Source organism: Eikenella exigua, from assembly GCF_008805035.1.
Lineage (GTDB): Bacteria > Pseudomonadota > Gammaproteobacteria > Burkholderiales > Neisseriaceae > Eikenella > Eikenella exigua.
The window spans coordinates 589500-607208 of record NZ_CP038018.1 but is presented as its reverse complement, the minus strand read 5'-3'; the positions used below and the strand labels follow the sequence as shown (position 1 = coordinate 607208).

Below are 17709 nucleotides of genomic sequence, written 5' to 3'. Positions count from 1 at the left end.
TTTGTCTCGATTTTCAGGTAGCCTTTTGAGGTTAATCAGCCTTATTGCGGCGGCTTGTGATCGTGCTGCTCCAGCAGGCGGGTTGCTTCGCGCTCCTCTTGCGGGCGCACGGTTTCAAACTCGCCATCGATGATGTCGCCGTCTGCCTGATAACCCGAAGCACAGTAATCCTGCCCCGTTTGGTTTGGCCGCACCGCCGCCGAGCCACCCTTAATCGGCAACAGAAGCACCAAGGCCAAAACGGTGGACACAAAACCGGGCGACATCAACAGCAACGCCGCCACAATATAGCGCAGCGGCCATAGCAATTGGTAAAACGACACCTCGCCACGGTTATTAAACAGCGAGCCGGCCAGCATCACCGAAGAAAAACCGAGGTTGCGCAGCATCACCATGCCGGCCATAAACGACAACACCATCAGCAAAAGCGTAGGCATCCCGCCAAGCCGCTCGGCCACCATCACAATCGAGGCCGCTTCCGCCCCCGCCAACAGCAAGAGCCAAATTCCAAGGTAACGCATCGTTTTTTCCTTTTCAAACAAAGAAATGATTTTTAGCTTCGCAGAAACTCAACACTAAGGCATCGTTTTAACGAAATTCGTTCCGCTTATTTTAGCGAAATTCGCTCCACTCTTTTTCAGGTAGCCTACAAGCTTCAACAAGCGTAGCATTTGGTTTCCGCATCCAACACAAGAAAACATCATGACCGCCGAACAAATCTACCAGCAATGGCACGAAGCCGCCCAAAGCCGCAACACTGCCGCCCTGCTCGCCCTGTATCACGAAGCAGCCGAGCTCGAATCGCCCCTGGTGTCCATCATCCTTAATCAAAACAGCGGCGTGCTGCACGGCAAAGCCGAAATCGGCCGCCTCCTCGAAGAAGGCACCCGCCGCCGCCCCAACGAATTGGTGCGCTGGTATCGCAGCGGCCAATACCTTGCCAGCGGCGGCCTCCTTGTGTGGGAATACCCGCGCCAAACGCCCGATGGCGAGCAAATCGACATTTTAGAGCTGATGCAGCTCAAAGACGGCCTCATCTGGCGCCACCGCATCTACTGGGGCTGGTTCGGCACACAGATGCTGATTCAATCGGCGCTATCCAAAGCTTAAGCCTTAGGGCGCAACGGCCATCCCTATATCTGCCCGCCGGGTGCAAAATCAAGCGGGCAGCAGCAAAGTTTACCGCCGTTTGCAGTTTGAAATCCGGCTACCTGAACTGAAGAAGCTAAAACATTAGTTTCAACGCAGTTTAGATATTAATTCAAGCAATCCAAATGTCCGCACGCCAACCATTCATTTCCTCCGCCCCGCCGCCCCGGCCGTTTTTACAGCAAGCTGCATCCTATAGTATGATAAAGGCATCCCTTTCATTTTTCAGGTAGCCCAGCTGCCCCATCACACGGAGCGCTTCATGAAATTCTCCCCCGCCTGCACCGCCCTCTTATGCACTGCCTTCCTGGCCGCCTGCGCCGGTACATCCTCCGGCGATCGATACTACCGCGTGCAGCGCGGCGACACGCTCTACCGCATCAGCCGACGCTTCAACCAGCCCGTCTCCCGCCTGATGGCTTGGAACAACCTGAAAAACCCTTCCCAGCTCGAAGTGGGCCAACGATTACGCGTGGGCAGCGGCAACAACCGCAGCACATCCGCCAGCAATACCACCAACCGCACGGTAACGCGCACCCCGGCCGAACGCCCCAGCGCCGCGCCCAGCAGCCTGCAATGGCCGGCTCGCGGCGAAATCATCACCCAGTTTAACGGTTCTTCCAGCAAAGGCATCGACATCGCCGGCAACACCGGCACCCCCGTGAAAGCCGCCGCCCCCGGCCGCGTGAGCTATGTGGGCGAAGGCATCCGCGGCTACGGCAAGCTCATCCTCATCAACCACACCGGCGGCATGCTCACCGCCTATGCGCACAACAGCCAAATCAGTGTGCGCGAAGGCCAGCAAGTATCCGCCGGGCAGACCATCGCCACCATGGGCAGCAGCGGCACCGACCGTGTGAAACTGCACTTCGAAGTGCGCGTAAACAACCGAGCCGTCAATCCGATGGATTACCTGCCGAAATAAACGTTTGACACATGAAAGGCTACCTGAAAGTGTACGCTTTCAGGTAGCCTTTTTCACATCTGCGCCCTACTCCTGAGCCGCCCGCGCTGCCGGCCGTTGCAGATGACACTGCATATAGCTTGCAAACGGCTCAATATTTGGCACCACTTGGGTGCGGAACATGCCCCAGGCTAAGAGGCCGCTCAAGTATAAATCGAGTGCGCTAAAGTGCTGCCCCACGGCGTATTCGCGGCCGTCGGCCAGCAGGGTTTGCAGGGTATGCAGCGCAGTGTCGAAATCGCCATAGCCGATAGCGCGGCGCCGATCTTCGCTCTGCGGCACTTGCTGCCAGCGGTCGAGAATGGCGTATTCAAGCTGCGTGCCAAACCACAGCCAGCGGTAGTATTGCCCGCGCTCCGGCGTGCCCGCGGCGGGGATCAGCCTTTTTTCGGGGAAAAGCTCGGCCAAATAGGTGAGGATGGCGGGCAGCTCGGTAATCACTTGCCCGGCATGCGCGATGGCGGGCACTTTGCCCATCGGATTGATGGCCAAATAGTCTGTCTCTTTGAGCTGCGGGTAATCCAGCGCCACGGTGTCGTAATCTGCGCCGCATTCGACCAGCATCCAGCGCACATTGTTGCCGCGCGAAGGATGCACGGTATAAAGGGTGATTTTGCTCATGATGTTTCCTTTTAAAACAGTTGATTGTGTTTTCAGGTAGCCTGAAGTGCAATCATGATACGCCATGGCTGTGTCAGTTTTTGTCAGCAGCCAAGGCCATCGCTGAAACGAAATCAACACTAGCGGCTCAAATCAAATGCACTCAAATCCAGCCCTTCCTGCTGCCGCCAACATTGCAGCAGCAGGCGGTGCGGCATGGGATAGGCCGAGCCGATTTGGGCTTGCGTGATGCGGTCGCAGCGGAAATGGCGGAAGGCCTGCCGCAACGTGCACCAGGCCGCCAACGGCCGTACATCGTCCAAATAGCCCAGCGCCACCGGCCACACTGTGCGCCTGCTGGCCTGTCCGCGCAAATCCGTATAGCTGAAGCTGAGCGCCGTTTCCTGCCGCAAAGCCTGCCGCACCAGCGCCAACACCTGTTCTTCGCCGCTCCCATACGCCGTGCCGCCCATCGGATACACCGCATGCGCCGCCGCCTGCTCGGCCAGGCGTGCTGGCAACACCGCGTGCACCTTGCCCAACACCGAGCGCGCCGCCTCAGCCATTTCGCCGTCGGCATGTGCCACCGCCCAACGCATGCCCAACATCAGCGCTTCCAGTTCGTTTTCGCTAAACATCAGCGGCGGCAGATTGCAATCCTGCTGCAACACGAAGCCCAAGCCCGCTTCACCGCCAATCACCGCGCCCTGCCCGCGCAAAGTATCGATATCGCGATACACCGAGCGCACACTGATGCCCAACTCCTGCGCCAACAGCCGCGCACTTTTCGGATGGCGGCTGGCGCGCAGCAGCTGCAAAAGTTTGAGCAGGCGGTCGGTACGGCTGGGCATGATGAGTCTCCGGATGATTTTTCAGGTAACCTGACGACTTGAATTGGAGGCTACCTGAAAATAATAGAGATGATACCGCGTTTGCAAACAATCGCGGCAAGAGGCTATATGAAATCAGGCTCCGTCATTTTCAGGCAGCCCCAAGCTCCGCAGCCCGCCGTGAACCTGCTACAATCCGCTTCCCTAGCCAACACCTACCAAGGACAAACCATGCGACTCCTCCACACCATGCTACGCGTCGGCAACCTCGAAGCCTCCCTCGCCTTCTACCAAGAAGTGCTTGGCATGAAACTTCTGCGCCGCAAAGACTACCCCGAAGGCCGCTTCACTCTTGCCTTCGTCGGCTACGGCAGCGAAGACGAGACTGCCGTGCTTGAACTTACCCACAACTGGGATGCCGCAAGCTATGACCTCGGCAATGCCTACGGCCACATCGCCATCGAAGTGGAAGACGCCTACGCCGCCTGTGATGCCGTGCGCGCCAAAGGCGGCAAAGTGGTGCGCGAAGCCGGCCCGATGAAACACGGCAACACCGTTATCGCCTTCGTGGAAGACCCGGACGGCTACAAAATCGAATTCATCCAAAAACACGGCCGTGAAGATTAAGGCAATAGGAAAACAATAAAGGCTACCTGAATTTTTCAGGTAGCCTTTTCAATGATCGGTTTCAGACGGCCGTAAAAACACCAAACACGCAGGCAACAATTGCCCATCCCATAGTAGATTCAATTAAATTTCAATACAAAGCAGCGAGCCGCAGACAGTACAGAAAGGAGGCAAGGCAAGACAACGCCGTATCGGAAGTTAAGTGAATCTGCTATATCTCTATTTCTTAGGCAGCCTGCACCCTCACTCCGCCAAATCCCTGCACAGCCGCACCGCCTCGTCCAGCCGTTCCACACCGAAAATTTCCAGTCCGGCAAATTCTTTTTTGCTGCGCGGCAGGTTGGCTTTGGGCACGATGGCGCGTTTGAAGCCGAGTTTTTCCGCTTCTTTCAGCCGCTCTTGCCCGCGTGCCACGGGGCGCACTTCGCCGCTCAGGCCGACTTCGCCGAAGGCCACCATTTTTTCGGGCAGCGGCTTGTTGCGGAAGCTGGACACCATCGCCAGAATCACCGCCAAATCCGCCGCCGGCTCGCTGATTTTCACGCCGCCCACGGCGTTGATGAACACGTCTTGGTCGAAGCAGGCGATGCCGGCGTGGCGGTTGAGCACGGCCAAGAGCATGGCGAGGCGGTTTTGCTCCAAGCCAACGGTGAGCCGTTTGGGCGTGAAGCCGTGCGCGTCGTCCACCAGCGCTTGGATTTCCACCAGCAGCGGGCGGCTGCCTTCCTGCGTGACCAGCACGCACGAGCCGGCCACGTCGTCGCGGTAGCTGGCGAGGAAGATGGCGGAGGGGTTGGACACGCCTTTGAGGCCGTTTTCCAGCATGGCGAACACGCCCAGCTCATTGGCCGCGCCGAAGCGGTTTTTGATGGCGCGAATCATGCGGTAGTTGGAATGCTGGTCGCCTTCAAAATACAGCACGGTATCGACCATGTGCTCGAGCACGCGCGGGCCGGCAATCGCGCCGTCCTTGGTCACATGGCCGACAAAAATCATGGCGATGCCCATCTGCTTGGCCATGCGCGTGAACTGGGCGGCGCACTCGCGCACCTGCGACACGGAACCGGGCGCGGAAGTAATTTGGTCGGAATACATGGTTTGAATTGAGTCGATGACCACCACGGCGGGCTGGTGCTGTTTCAAAGCAGCCTGCACTGCTTCCAAGCGGATTTCCGCCAGCAAATGCACGCCGTCCGCATCCAGCCCCAACCGCTGTGCACGCAGGGCGACCTGTTGCGCCGATTCCTCGCCCGACACATACAGCACTTTGCGTTTTTTCGCCATCAGGGCAACGGTTTGCAGCAGCAGCGTGGATTTGCCGATGCCAGGGTCGCCGCCCAACAAAATCACCGCGCCATCCACCAATCCCCCGCCGAGCACGCGGTCGAGTTCGCCCATGCCGGTGGGCTCGCGCGGCACTTCGGCGGCGGTAACTTTGGAGAGTTCCTGCACTTGCGTGGTGTCCGCCGCCCACGATTGGAAGCGGGCATTTTTCGGCTCAGGCGCGGCGATGCCTTCCTGCAAGGTGTTCCACTCGCCGCAGTGCGGGCATTTGCCCTGCCACTTGGGCACGGTGCCGCCACATTCGGTGCAGGTGTAGAGGGTTTTGGGGGCTTTGGCCATAGTATTGTTTTCCTTGTATCTTTTATTTTCAGGTAGCCTTTTAGCTATTGGTTGGGGCTACCTGAAAGCTTAGCAGGTTTCTACCAAGCTCAAATCTGTTTTGCTGAAATTCAGCGTGTAGTTGCGCTCGTTGCCGAACTGTTGCACAGGGGTGAAGCCGTATTGCTCGAGCAATTGGATAAGCTCGGTACAGCTGAGTTTATCCGCATCTCCGGCGGCTTCAGAAATGGACAGCAGCCTGTCTGGAGCGAGCAGGCGGTGGAATTCGGCGAGGTAGGCCGCTTGGTCGGCCACCTCTCCTAAAACGGTTACCAGCACGATACGGTGAAATGAGCTGCTGGCAAAGGGGAAGCTGCTGCCGCTGCACAGGTGGTATTCGGCATTGGCGATATGGCGTTTTTCCAACCGACGCCGGGCTTTGGCCAGCATTTCGGGCTGAATGTCGGCCAACACCAAGCTGCCCTGCGGCACGGCACGAGCGAGTGCGGGGCTGAAATAGCCCGGCCCGCAGCCTACTTCGAGAATGCGCTGTTGCGGCTGCAACTCGAGCCGGCGCACCAGCTCAGCGGGGGAAAGCGCCCAGTTGCGCAGGGGGATGAGCAGGGTGAAGGCGAGCTGGTGGGGGAAGAGTGCGCCTTTGGTGGTGAGGCCGTGCCAGATGGTTTTTAGGGTACGGAACATGGTGGAATTTTTCAGGTAGCCTTGATGTGGGTTGGGGCTACCTGAAAATAGGGGACAGATAATTTGTTTTCAGATAGCCTTTGCGTATTCGGGCAGGCGGATTGTAGCAAACCCTTTGTGCGGCGGTTGGCCCGACAAGGGAAAAGTTCTGCCGCGAATACTGCTGCGACCCTAGGTAATGGCACGGCTGCGGCGATGTAAGGCTTGTTTTTTTATGCCGAACTGGCAATAATGCCGCTCTGCCTGATAGATCGGCAAACTATCCACTTTCCAATTTTCGGCCAATCCATTGCCATATGTGATACGGGTTGGTTTCAAAAGTAAAGAGAGTATTCAAGCAAATGGCTTTATTGGTACAGAAATATGGCGGGACTTCGGTGGGAAGCCCCGATCGCATTAAGAATGTGGCCAAACGCATTGCCCGTGCCCGTGCCGAAGGGCACGACGTGGTGGTGGTGGTGTCCGCCATGAGCGGCGAAACCAACCGCCTGGTGGCGTTGGCGCACGAAATCCAAGAGTTTCCCGACCCGCGCGAAATGGATGTGGTGCTGGCCACCGGTGAACAGGTAACCATCGGCCTTTTGGCCATGGCGCTGATGGATATCGGCATTCCGGCCAAGAGCTATACCGGCTGGCAGGTGTTGGTGCAAACCGATAATTCCCACACCAAAGCCCGCATCGAATACATCGACGACAGCAAAATGCGTGCCGATTTAGCGGCAGGCAAAGTAGTGATTGTGGCCGGTTTCCAAGGCGTAGACGCCGAAGGCAACATCACCACGCTGGGGCGCGGCGGCTCCGATACTTCCGCCGTGGCGCTGGCCGCCGCACTCCAAGCAGACGAATGCCAAATCTACACCGATGTGGACGGCGTTTACACTACTGACCCGCGCGTGGTGCCCGAAGCGCGGCGCATGAACACCGTATCGTTTGAAGAAATGCTCGAACTGGCGAGCCTGGGCAGCAAAGTGCTGCAAATCCGCTCGGTAGAATTTGCCGGCAAATACAAAGTGCGCCTGCGCGTATTGAGCAGCCTCACCGATGGCGGCGAAGGCACCCTGATTACTTACGAGGAAGACCCCAACATGGAAAAAGCCATTGTATCCGGTATCGCATTCGACAAAAACCAAGCCCGCATCAACGTGCGCGGCGTTCCCGACAAGCCTGGTATCGCCTATCAGATTTTGGACACAATTTCCGCCGCCAATATTGAAGTGGACATGATTATCCAAAACGCCGGTGAAGAAGGCACCACCGATTTTTCCTTCACCATATCGCGCGGTGACTACCGCCACACGCTCGAGCTTTTGCAAAGTGTGCGGGAAAGTGTTGGCGCATCCGATATCCACGGCGACGACACCGTGTGCAAAGTTTCCATCGTCGGCATCGGCATGCGCTCGCACAGCGATGTGGCCACCACAATATTCCGCACCCTGGCCGAGGAAAACATCAATATCCAACTGATTTCCACTTCCGAAATCAAAGTTTCCGTGTTGATCGACGAAAAATACCTCGAACTCGCCACCCGCGTGCTGCACAAAGCCTTCGGCCTCGACCGCCAGCAATAACCGCCCTACCCCGCAGCCCCCTCCGGCACGGGGTGTTTTTTACCTTGTAAAAACCAAATTTTCATTTTCAGGTAGCCTTTAGGAGGAGAGGCTACCTGAAAACACAACTAAAACGTGGCAAGAGTAAGTTGGCGTTGCTATGCCGACCTTTTATTTATCCGACCTAGCCCGTATTCCGAGTAAAAAAATTTTATCTTTTTGTAAACTATCCATATTCACAAACCACTCTATCCCCGTCGCCACAAAGGCTACCTGAAAACCCTTCCGTTGTTTCCACACACCACCAGCCAACCTACCTAAACACAACAAAACCTAAAATAAATCAACAGAAAACAACACCCCCAACCAAACCGCAATCCTCCACACCTAGGCCACCTCCGCCATTTAACCTCAACCGTTCCACCACTGCGTATACAAACAAACACAGAGTGTCGGCAAATTTCCTCCTACCACGCCCAAGCTACTGCCACATTGCCTAAACCTTGCAATGCAGTAAAATAGTATTTTCCTAACCGTCCCCAAGCAGGAAAGACTTGCCATGAACATCGAAAAAGACACCGTAGTAACTCTGCATTACGAAATGTTTGATGCCAACAACCAGCTAATCGACAAAACAGAAGAGCCCATCGCCTACCTGCATGGCGGTTACGACGGCATTTTCCCGCTGGTGGAAGAAGCGTTGCACGGCAAGACCGTGGGTGAAGAAGTGGACGTAACCCTTTCCCCCGATGATGCATTCGGCGAGCAAGACCCCGAATTGGTGCGCCTTGAGCCGCTCAACGTCTTCCCCGTGGAAGTGGAAGTGGGCATGATGTTTGAAGCAGACGACCCCGAAACCGGCGACACCCTAGTTTACCGCGTAACCGACATTGCCGACGGCAAAGCCGTGGTGGATGGCAACCACTCGCTGGCCGGCATGAAACTGCGTTTTAAAGGCAAAGTAGCCGAAATCCGCCCCGCTACCGCCGAAGAACTCGCCCACGGCCATGCCCATGATACACACGGCCATCACCACTAACTACCGTATTCGTACAAACAGGCGGGTTGCCACAATAGGCAGCCCGCCTGTTTTTTCTTTCAAAGTTGGAGGCCGTAAACTTTAGCTTCGCAGAAACTCCGCTGTACTTCGTTTTAACTTCGTTGAAACCGCACTTTCAGGTAACCTGAAATCTTTTGGGCTACCTGAAGCAAGCCAAACAAAATATCGGCATAGCAAAGCCGACCGATAACCAACACACCACACAAAAGGCTACCTGAAACCTTTCAGGTAGCCTTTCACATCACAAACAAGCATTACTCAAACGGGCGCACCAGCATCCCGAACATCGCGCGGGCGGTGTTCAACATCTGGCAAGAGAAGCCCCATTCGTTGTCATACCAAGACAACACTTTCACCATATTGCCGTTGGAAACTTTAGTCAGCGTGCTGTCAAATACAGAAGCCTGGGTGGTGTGGTTGAAGTCGGAAGATACCAGCGGCAGGGTGTTGTAGCCCAGCACGCCTTTCAGATCGCCCTCACTGGCGGCTTTCACTAGTGCGTTGATTTCTTCCACGCTGGTATCGCGGCCGGCTTCAAAGGTTAAATCCACCAGCGAAACATTGATGGTGGGCACGCGCACGGCGAAGCCGTCGAGCTTGCCTTTGAGCTCGGGCAGCACCAAGCCCACGGCTTTGGCAGCGCCGGTTTTGGTAGGAATCATGTTTTCCACTGCGCTGCGGGCGCGACGCAGGTCTTTGTGGCACACGTCGGTGAGCACTTGGTCGTTGGTAAAAGCGTGGATGGTGGTCATCAAGCCTTTGGCAATGCCCATGCCATCGGCCAGCACTTTGGCCACGGGTGCCAGGCAGTTGGTAGTGCAGGAAGCATTGGATACAACGGTCATCCCGGGTGTGAGTACTTGGTGGTTCACACCGTATACGATGGTGGCGTCTACATCATCACCGCCAGGCGCAGAAATCAGCACTTTTTTCGCACCAGCTTTGATGTGTGCCGAGCTTTTCTCTTTGCTGGTAAAGGCACCGGTACACTCCAACACCAAATCCACACCCAACTCTTTCCACGGCAGATCGGCCGGATCACGCTGAGACAAGAAGCGGATTTTGTCGCCGTTCACAATCAAATGGGTTTCGTTGTGCGACACCTCGGCGGCAAAGCGGCCGTACACTGTATCGAATTTGGTCAGGTGAACGTTGGTTTGTAAATCGCCACCGGTATTGATGGCGACGACTTCAAACTGGTCGCGCAAGCCGTATTCGTAAATAGCGCGCAACACTTGGCGGCCGATGCGGCCATAGCCGTTGATGGCAATCTTCAAACTCATATTTACACCTTTCGTAGGTTCTAAGAAAACCCCGCGCCAAACAGCCCGGGCAGACACAAAATAACGGATCGTATTATAGCGGCTTTGCTGGTGAAAACCCACCCCTCGCTGTTCTACTCCCCCTTTACTTTTCCCCGCCGCAGGGTTAAAAAGGCAGTATCATTTCATTCACACTTCTTTACCGTCAAGGAGCAGTTATGCAAAAAGTAGGATTTGTCGGCTGGCGCGGCATGGTCGGCTCGGTTTTGATGCAGCGTATACGTGAAGAAAACGATTTCGCCCACATCCCCGAAGCCTATTTCTTCACCACCTCCAACGTAGGCGGCAATGCCCCCGATTTCGGCCAGGCCACCAAAACCCTGCTTGATGCCAACAACCCCGCCGAACTGGCCAAAATGGACATCATCGTTACCTGCCAAGGCGGTGACTACACCAAATCCGTGTATCCCCAACTGCGCGAATCCGGCTGGAACGGCTACTGGATCGATGCCGCCTCCGCCCTGCGCATGAACGACGATGCTGTAATCGTACTCGACCCGGTAAACCGCAACGTAATCGATGCTGCCCTGAAAAACGGCGTGAAAAACTACATCGGCGGCAACTGCACCGTTTCCCTGATGCTGATGGCTCTGGGTGGCTTGTTCCAAAACGGCCTGGTGGAATGGGCTTCCAGCATGACCTACCAAGCCGCCTCCGGCGCAGGTGCCAAAAATATGCGTGAACTCATCAGCGGCATGGGCGCCATCCACAGCAAAGTGGCCGCCGAACTGGCCGACCCCGCCAGCGCCATCCTCGATATCGACCGCAAAGTATCCAACTTCCTGCGCTCGCCCGACTACCCCAAAGCCAACTTCGGCGTGCCGCTGGCCGGCAGTCTGATTCCGTGGATCGACGTAGACCTGGGCAACGGCCAATCCAAAGAAGAATGGAAAGGCGACGTTGAAACCAACAAAATCCTCGGCGGCAGCCGCTCCACCATCGTGGAAGGCCTGTGCGTACGCATCGGCGCCATGCGCTGCCACAGCCAGGCCATCACCCTGAAGCTGAAACAAGATCTGCCCGTATCCGAAATCGAAAGCCTGCTCGCCAACGCCAACGATTGGGCGAAAGTTGTGCCCAACACCAAAGAAGCCAGCATGCACGAGCTCACCCCTGCCGCCGTTACCGGCACGCTCTCCGTGCCCGTAGGCCGCATCCGCAAGCTCGCCATGGGCGGCGAATACATCAGCGCATTCACCGTGGGAGACCAGCTGCTCTGGGGCGCGGCCGAACCGATCCGCCGCATCCTGCGCATCGTATTGGGCAATTTAGATTGATGGTGTATTAGCCTCAATCCGACAAACACAGGCTACCTGAAAATTTTCAGGTAGCCTGTTTCGTTACTGCCAGCCATTTCGATCACAACAAATCGATCCTCCTCCGATTTGCCAGTCTAACACTCTCCATATTCCGCCTCACGAAACCTAAATTTCCAGCCTGGTCAGCCGCTGTTCGTCATTTCACTACGCACTAACACAAACATTTTGCTGCAGCATCAGCCTGCTACCCAACGAACTACCCGGCCTCACACCTCCATGCAACACGGCCTGTTAGATACATTGGCTCACCTTACCGTATTAGCTGTATTACCTGCGGCTCACCGCCTTATCCGGATTTAACCTTAATCCGCGATACCCCGTATCTACCCCTCAAACCAAAGGCTACCTGAAAGCCTAAAACTTTCAGGTAGCCTTTTATCATTCCAGCGGCACTATTCCACCGTTACCGATTTAGCCAGATTACGCGGTTTGTCCACATCCGTGCCGCGCACCAAGGCGGCGTGGTAGGCCAGAAGCTGTACGGGGATGGTGTGCACAATCGGCGAGAGCACGCCCACGTGGCGCGGGGTGCGGATGATGTGCACATTGGGGCTGGGCTGGAAGTTGCTGTCCAAATCGGTAAACACAAACAGCTCGCCGCCGCGCGCGCCCACTTCCTGCATATTGGCTTTTACTTTATCCAGCAGGCTGTCGTTCGGCGCAATCACCACCACGGGCATATTCGCATCCACCAGCGCCAAGGGGCCGTGTTTGAGCTCACCGGCGGGGTAGGCTTCGGCATGGATATAAGTGATTTCTTTGAGTTTCAGCGCGCCTTCCAAGGCCACGGGGTAGTGGATGCCGCGCCCTAAAAACAGGGCACTGTTTTTCTCAGCAAATTTGTGCGCCCAGGCGGCAATCTGCGGCTCGAGGTTGAGCGCGTGCTGGATACTGCCGGGCAGCTGGCGCAACTCTTCCATATAAGACTGCGCCTGCTGCTCGGAAACATAGCCGCGCATTTTGCCCAAGGTAACCGCCAGTCCGAACAATACCACCAGCTGGGTGGTAAAGGCCTTGGTGGAGGCCACGCCGATTTCTACGCCGGCGCGGGTGTAGAGCACCAGTTCGCTCTCGCGCGGCAGGGCAGATTCCATCACGTTGCACACGGAAAGGCTGTGCTTCTGCCCCAGCAATTGCGCGTATTTCAAGGCTTCCATGGTATCCAGCGTTTCGCCGGATTGGGATACGGTAATCACCAGTTGATCGGAGCTGGCAATCACGTCGCGGTAGCGGTATTCGCTGGCAATTTCCACATCGGTCGGCACTCTGCCGATGGCTTCCAGCCAGTATTTGGCGGTGAGCGCGGCGTAGTAGGAGGTGCCGCAGGCCAAGATTTTGATGCTGCGGATGTGTTCAAACACTTCTCGCGCTTTGGCACCAAAGTTTTCCGGCTCAAAGCCGCCACCGAGGAATACTTCGGCGGTGTCGGCAATTGCCTTGGGCTGTTCGTGAATTTCCTTCTGCATAAAGTGGCTGTAAGGGCCCAGCTCCAACGAGGTGAGCGACAGCTCGGACACACGCACTTCGCGTTTGGCTTCCTGCCCGCTGCAGTCGACGAGGCGGCGGATGCCTTCGCTGCCCAATTCGGCAATATCGCCGTCTTGCAGATACACGATACGGCGCGTGAAAGCCACCACGGCAGAAACATCTGATGCGGCAAAGGTTTCACCCTCGCCCAAGGCCACCAAGAGCGGGCAGCCCATGCGTGCCACCACCAATTCTACCGGTTTATCCTGCGCCATCACGGCAATCGCATACGCGCCGTGAAAACGCGCACAGGCAGCTTGCACGGCAGCAAACAGCTGGTGCCCGTTGGCGGTGTATTCGTGGTGTACGCTGTGTGCAATCACTTCCGTATCGGTTTGCGATTCAAACACATAGCCCAAGCCTTGCAAGCGGGCGCGTTCTTCCTCGAAATTTTCGATGATGCCGTTGTGCACCACCGCAATCAGGCTACCTGAAATATGCGGATGCGCATTGGGCTCGGTTACACCGCCGTGCGTAGCCCAGCGGGTGTGGCCGATGCCGATGTGGCCGCACAGGCCGGCTGCCTTGGCGGCGTCTTCCATCTGCTGCACGCGGCCCACGCGGCGCACGCGCTCGATAACGCCCTGCTCCGTGCCCACTGCAATACCGGAAGAATCATAGCCCCGATACTCCAGCCGCTTCAGGCCGTCGGTGAGAAAATCCACCACATTTTGCTTGGCGCGCACCGCGCCCACAATACCGCACATTGCAAAGCCCTTCTATTATTTGGTTGCCAGCCGCCGAAGCGGCAAAAAATCGGGCAGATTATAGCAAACCAGGCCGCCATCCAGGCAGCCCGATTCGCCAATATTGCTTGTTTTAATACGAAGCCGACACCATCTTACCGTCTCTAAAATTCTGCTGATACAGAATATTGCCATTGATGGCATAAGTAGTGAGCACCCCGTTTTGCGGATGGGCGCGGAAATCATACAGGCTCTCGCGGGTGAGCAGCATGGCATCGCTGCGCTTCTGCCCGCTCTCGTAAAAATCCTGCACCAAATAACCCCTGCCCTGGCGGCTCAGCAGCTGGCGGTAGTAGCCGCCCTTCACTTCGTTTGGCACGGCCTTGCCCTGCGCATCGAAATACGTGACCACCTGCTCCTCAATGATGCGCAAACCGCCCAAATCCTGCACATTGCTACCGTTATTCCGGCTGCCCACCGGGATACTCAAGCCTGTGCCCACGCCCAGATGGCGGCCGGCAAAACCCAAACCCAGCAGCACATTGCTGCCCGAACAGCCGGCCAACAGTACAAAACAGACGGCAGCCGCAAAATTCCGTTTTTTCATAATAATTCCCCCTTGAGCCCAATCAAAATCAATGTCCGAATTATAACCCGTTTGAATAAACCGATATAATGCCCCTCTTCCCATTTTTCAGGTAGCCTCTCCTATGATCAGCAAGCTCACCGGCAAACTCATCGAAGCCATCCCCCCCCAAGTTGTAATCGACGTAAACGGCGTCGCCTACGAAGCCGACGTTTCCATGCAAACCTTCTACACCCTGCCCCCCGTTGGCGAAACCGTCTCGCTCTACACCCAGCTTATCGTGCGCGAAGATGCCCACCTTCTCTTCGGCTTCGGCAGCCACAGCGAACGCGACACCTTCCGCCAGCTCATCAAAGTGAGCGGCATCGGCGCCAAAACCGCGCTCGGCATCCTCTCCGCCATGAATGCCGACGAACTCGCCGCCGCCATTGCCGCCGAAGACATCAAACGCCTCTCCTCCGCCCCCGGCATCGGCAAGAAAACCGCCGAACGCATGGTGCTCGAACTGCGCGGCAAACTCACCGCCTCCGGCGGCACCCAAGCCCAACCTGCCGCCCAAGCAGGCGACAGCAGCGAAGACATCGTCAGCACCCTGCTCGCCTTAGGCTACAACGAAAAAGAAGCCCGCGCCGCCACCAAAGGCATCCCAGCCGGCACCGAAGTGGGCGAAGGCGTGCGCCTAGCCTTGAAAAACCTGCTGAAATAAACAGATAAAGGCTACCTGAAACTGAACCAACCATTTTCAGGTAGCCTCTTGATCGCCAAACACCACAGTCAATACAAGGCGGTGAGCCGCAAATCATGCACACATACGGCAAGCGAGCCAACGCCGTAGCAAAAGTTTAACTTATTGCCATACCCACCTAAAGGCTACCTGACACCCCAAGCAAAGGAACCCCACCATGCCCCGCATCGGCCTCTTCGGCGGCACCTTCGACCCCATCCACAACGGCCACCTGCACATCGCCCGCCGCTTTGCCGACGAGCTGGAATTAGAAAGCGTCATCCTCCTGCCCGCCGGCGACCCCTACCACAAAACTGCGCCCCGTACTCCCGCCCACCACCGCCTCGCCATGGCCGAAATCGCCGCCCAAGCCGATTCCCGCCTGGCCGTGAGCGACTGCGACATCGTCCGCCAAGGCGCCACCTACACCCACGACACCGTGCAAATCTTCCGCCAACACTTCCCCGCCGCCGAGCTCTGGCTGCTCCTCGGCATGGACAGCCTGTTGCAACTGCACACCTGGCACCGCTGGCCAAACCTCGTGCGCCAATGCCGCATCGCTGCCGCCCCCGCCCCCCGGCAGCAGCCTCGCTCAAGCCCCCCGCCCCACTGCAAACCTGGTTGGCCGAAGCCCCTGCCCAAGGCTGCCTGCACATCCTGCAAGCCGAGCCGCTGCCCATCAGCTCCAGCCAAATCCGCCAACAGCTCGCCACCGAACACACCAGCCCCGACATCCCCCCCGCCGTGCTCGGCTATATCCAGCAACACCAACTGTATAGCCATACCTGCGTATAACTTCAGGTAGCCTCTTTCGAAAGCAAAGGCTACCTGAAATTTTCTCCACACCGTTTTCAGGTAGCCTTTTCCCCGCGTCAAGCGATAAAATGCCACCCGTTTTCCACCCCAATCAAGCCAAGGATCAACATGCAATTCCACCTCCACTCTACCTCCCTGCCCGCCGGCCAAGACGCTCGCCTGTATTTGTGTACTGCCGCTCCAGCCGATGAAACCGCCGCCCTGCTCTACGGCACGCTCACCGAGAGCGAACCTTTCGCTGCTGCCCGCACTCCCGCTAACGGCAGCTTTGCCAACATTGCCGTGCTCAAGCTCGACAACACGGGGCGCGATACACTGGCTAAAGCCTTTCGTCACGCCGCCGGCTGGGTGCAGAAACAGCCCGCGCTCACCATTGACTTGAACGCCTTCTCCGCCGCTGAATTGGGCGATGCCCTCAACGTGCTCACCACTTCGCTGGGTGAAGCCGTGTACCGTTTCGACCGCTTCAAAAAAACCGCCAAACCCGCCGCCCTGCAGCAAGCCGATTTCTACACTCCCGCGGCCGATGAATCCGCCCAAAATGCGCTTAACCGCGCCCAAGCCCTGCTCCATGGCATCAATCTGTGCAAAGACCTCGGCAACACCGCCGGCAACATCTGCACGCCCGCCTATTTGGCCGACACTGCCCGCGCCGAAGCCCAAGCCGCAGGCGCATCCGCCAAAATCATCGGGGCAGACTACATCCGCGAACACATGGGATCATTTTGGTCGGTAGCCAAAGGCAGCGCTCAAGAGCCGCGCCTAATAGAGCTTTCCTACTTCGGCGCGCCCGATAAAAACGCCGCGTCCGTCGTGCTCGTGGGCAAAGGCGTAACCTTCGATAGCGGCGGCATCTCCCTCAAGCCCGGTGCCGAAATGGACGAAATGAAATTCGACATGTGCGGCGCTGCCAGCGTAATCGGCACCTTCATTGCCGCCGCCCGCGCCAAACTGCCCATCAACCTCATCGCCATCGCCCCCGCCTGCGAAAACATGCCTGATGCCGCCGCCAACAAGCCCGGCGATATTGTAACCGCCATGGACGGCACCACTATCGAAGTCCTCAACACTGATGCCGAAGGCCGTCTGATCCTGTGCGACGCCCTCACCTACGCCGCCCAATTCAAGCCTACCGCCCTCATCGACGTGGCCACCCTTACCGGCGCCTGCGTCATCGCGCTGGGCAGCGCCGCCAGCGGCCTGGTGGCCAACAATCAAGAATTGGCCGACAGCCTGCTCGCAGCCGCCCGCCAAAGCGGCGACAAAGCCTGGCAGCTGCCCCTGTTTGAAGAATACAGCGAGCAGCTCAAATCCAACTTTGCCGACCTGCAAAATATCGGCGGCCGCCCCGCCGGCACCCTCACCGCCGCCGCCTTCCTCGCCCACTTCACCAAAGAACAAACCTGGGCGCACCTCGACATCGCCGGCACTGCCTGGAAATCCGGCAAAGAAAAAGGCGCCACCGGCCGCCCCGTACCGCTTTTATGGCAATACCTCTGCAACCTAGCCGGCGTATAAAGCAGCATCCATCAGTTTTAGGTAGCCTGTGGTAAGAAGCAGGCTACCTGAAACCTAACTCCCACCAAACCAACCTTATCCTCACTGCCACCCTCAGTGCCGCCCATGCTGCATCTATCAGCGAAGCCCA

General features: G+C 57.2%; 16 protein-coding genes and 1 pseudogene. 9 read left to right on the top strand and 8 right to left on the bottom strand.

Annotated elements, in window-relative coordinates; translation table 11 throughout:
• Positions 1–41: 41 nt before the first annotated feature.
• Complete coding sequence (locus EZJ17_RS03220; protein WP_067444576.1) at positions 42–521, bottom strand: FxsA family protein; 480 nt, start codon at positions 519–521, stop codon at positions 42–44.
• Between the two features lie 181 nt (positions 522–702).
• On the opposite strand from EZJ17_RS03220, the gene EZJ17_RS03215 reads away from it, so the two are divergent.
• A complete protein-coding gene (locus tag EZJ17_RS03215) occupies positions 703–1110 on the top strand; it encodes a nuclear transport factor 2 family protein (RefSeq protein ID WP_067444574.1) in 408 nt (135 codons plus the stop codon).
• A gap of 301 nt (positions 1111–1411) precedes the next feature.
• Positions 1412–2074, top strand: coding sequence for a peptidoglycan DD-metalloendopeptidase family protein (locus EZJ17_RS03210; protein WP_067442437.1), 663 nt, complete (start codon positions 1412–1414; stop codon positions 2072–2074).
• Between the two features lie 66 nt (positions 2075–2140).
• Here the strand turns inward: EZJ17_RS03210 and EZJ17_RS03205 are convergent, their stop codons facing one another.
• Both EZJ17_RS03205 and EZJ17_RS03200 read right to left on the bottom strand, forming a co-directional pair.
• Positions 2141–2734: a glutathione S-transferase family protein gene (locus tag EZJ17_RS03205; protein ID WP_067444571.1), complete on the bottom strand. Its 594-nt coding sequence runs from the start codon at positions 2732–2734 to the stop codon at positions 2141–2143.
• Positions 2735–2853: 119 nt separating this feature from the next.
• Complete coding sequence (locus tag EZJ17_RS03200; RefSeq protein WP_151086097.1) at positions 2854–3564, bottom strand: helix-turn-helix transcriptional regulator; 711 nt, start codon at positions 3562–3564, stop codon at positions 2854–2856.
• A 210-nt stretch (positions 3565–3774) separates the two neighbouring features.
• Here EZJ17_RS03200 and gloA point away from each other — a divergent pair, with 210 nt between their 5' ends.
• Positions 3775–4170, top strand: a complete 396-nt coding sequence (gene gloA, locus EZJ17_RS03195; RefSeq protein ID WP_067445034.1) for a lactoylglutathione lyase — start codon at positions 3775–3777, stop codon at positions 4168–4170.
• Positions 4171–4413: 243 nt separating this feature from the next.
• Here gloA and radA read toward each other — a convergent pair whose 3' ends face one another.
• Entirely contained in the window at positions 4414–5793 is a 1380-nt protein-coding gene (gene radA, locus EZJ17_RS03190) for a DNA repair protein RadA (RefSeq protein WP_067444565.1), read from the bottom strand.
• A 69-nt stretch (positions 5794–5862) separates the two neighbouring features.
• The gene (locus tag EZJ17_RS03185) at positions 5863–6474 is read right to left on the bottom strand and encodes a class I SAM-dependent methyltransferase (RefSeq protein WP_067442445.1); all 612 of its coding nucleotides are present in this window, start codon (positions 6472–6474) and stop codon (positions 5863–5865) included.
• Between the two features lie 341 nt (positions 6475–6815).
• Between EZJ17_RS03185 and EZJ17_RS03180 the strand changes: the two genes are divergently transcribed.
• Positions 6816–8042 (top strand): aspartate kinase, encoded by a 1227-nt coding sequence (locus EZJ17_RS03180; protein WP_067442448.1) that lies wholly within the window; start codon positions 6816–6818, stop codon positions 8040–8042.
• 538 nt (positions 8043–8580) lie between these two features.
• Positions 8581–9060 (top strand): FKBP-type peptidyl-prolyl cis-trans isomerase, encoded by a 480-nt coding sequence (locus EZJ17_RS03175; protein ID WP_067442450.1) that lies wholly within the window; start codon positions 8581–8583, stop codon positions 9058–9060.
• A 275-nt stretch (positions 9061–9335) separates the two neighbouring features.
• Here EZJ17_RS03175 and gap read toward each other — a convergent pair whose 3' ends face one another.
• The gene (gap, locus tag EZJ17_RS03170) at positions 9336–10364 is read right to left on the bottom strand and encodes a type I glyceraldehyde-3-phosphate dehydrogenase (protein WP_067442452.1); all 1029 of its coding nucleotides are present in this window, start codon (positions 10362–10364) and stop codon (positions 9336–9338) included.
• A 197-nt stretch (positions 10365–10561) separates the two neighbouring features.
• Here gap and asd point away from each other — a divergent pair, with 197 nt between their 5' ends.
• Positions 10562–11680 carry an aspartate-semialdehyde dehydrogenase gene (gene asd / locus EZJ17_RS03165; RefSeq protein ID WP_067442454.1) on the top strand — a complete coding sequence of 373 codons (1119 nt, stop codon included), beginning with the start codon at positions 10562–10564 and terminating at the stop codon, positions 11678–11680.
• Positions 11681–12114: 434 nt separating this feature from the next.
• On the opposite strand, the gene glmS is transcribed toward asd, so the two are convergent.
• Complete coding sequence (gene glmS, locus EZJ17_RS03160; protein ID WP_067442456.1) at positions 12115–13956, bottom strand: glutamine--fructose-6-phosphate transaminase (isomerizing); 1842 nt, start codon at positions 13954–13956, stop codon at positions 12115–12117.
• 112 nt (positions 13957–14068) lie between these two features.
• On the bottom strand, positions 14069–14542 hold the full coding sequence (locus EZJ17_RS03155) for a NemA protein (RefSeq protein ID WP_067442458.1): 474 nt from the start codon (positions 14540–14542) through the stop codon (positions 14069–14071).
• A 103-nt stretch (positions 14543–14645) separates the two neighbouring features.
• Between EZJ17_RS03155 and ruvA the strand changes: the two genes are divergently transcribed.
• From ruvA to EZJ17_RS03140, 3 genes and pseudogenes are all read left to right on the top strand, one after another.
• On the top strand, positions 14646–15227 hold the full coding sequence (gene ruvA, locus EZJ17_RS03150; RefSeq protein WP_067442460.1) for a Holliday junction branch migration protein RuvA: 582 nt from the start codon (positions 14646–14648) through the stop codon (positions 15225–15227).
• Between the two features lie 196 nt (positions 15228–15423).
• Positions 15424–16040: pseudogene (gene nadD, locus EZJ17_RS03145) on the top strand (nicotinate (nicotinamide) nucleotide adenylyltransferase).
• 129 nt (positions 16041–16169) lie between these two features.
• A complete protein-coding gene (locus tag EZJ17_RS03140; RefSeq protein ID WP_067442464.1) occupies positions 16170–17579 on the top strand; it encodes a leucyl aminopeptidase in 1410 nt (469 codons plus the stop codon).
• Positions 17580–17709: the final 130 nt, after the last annotated feature.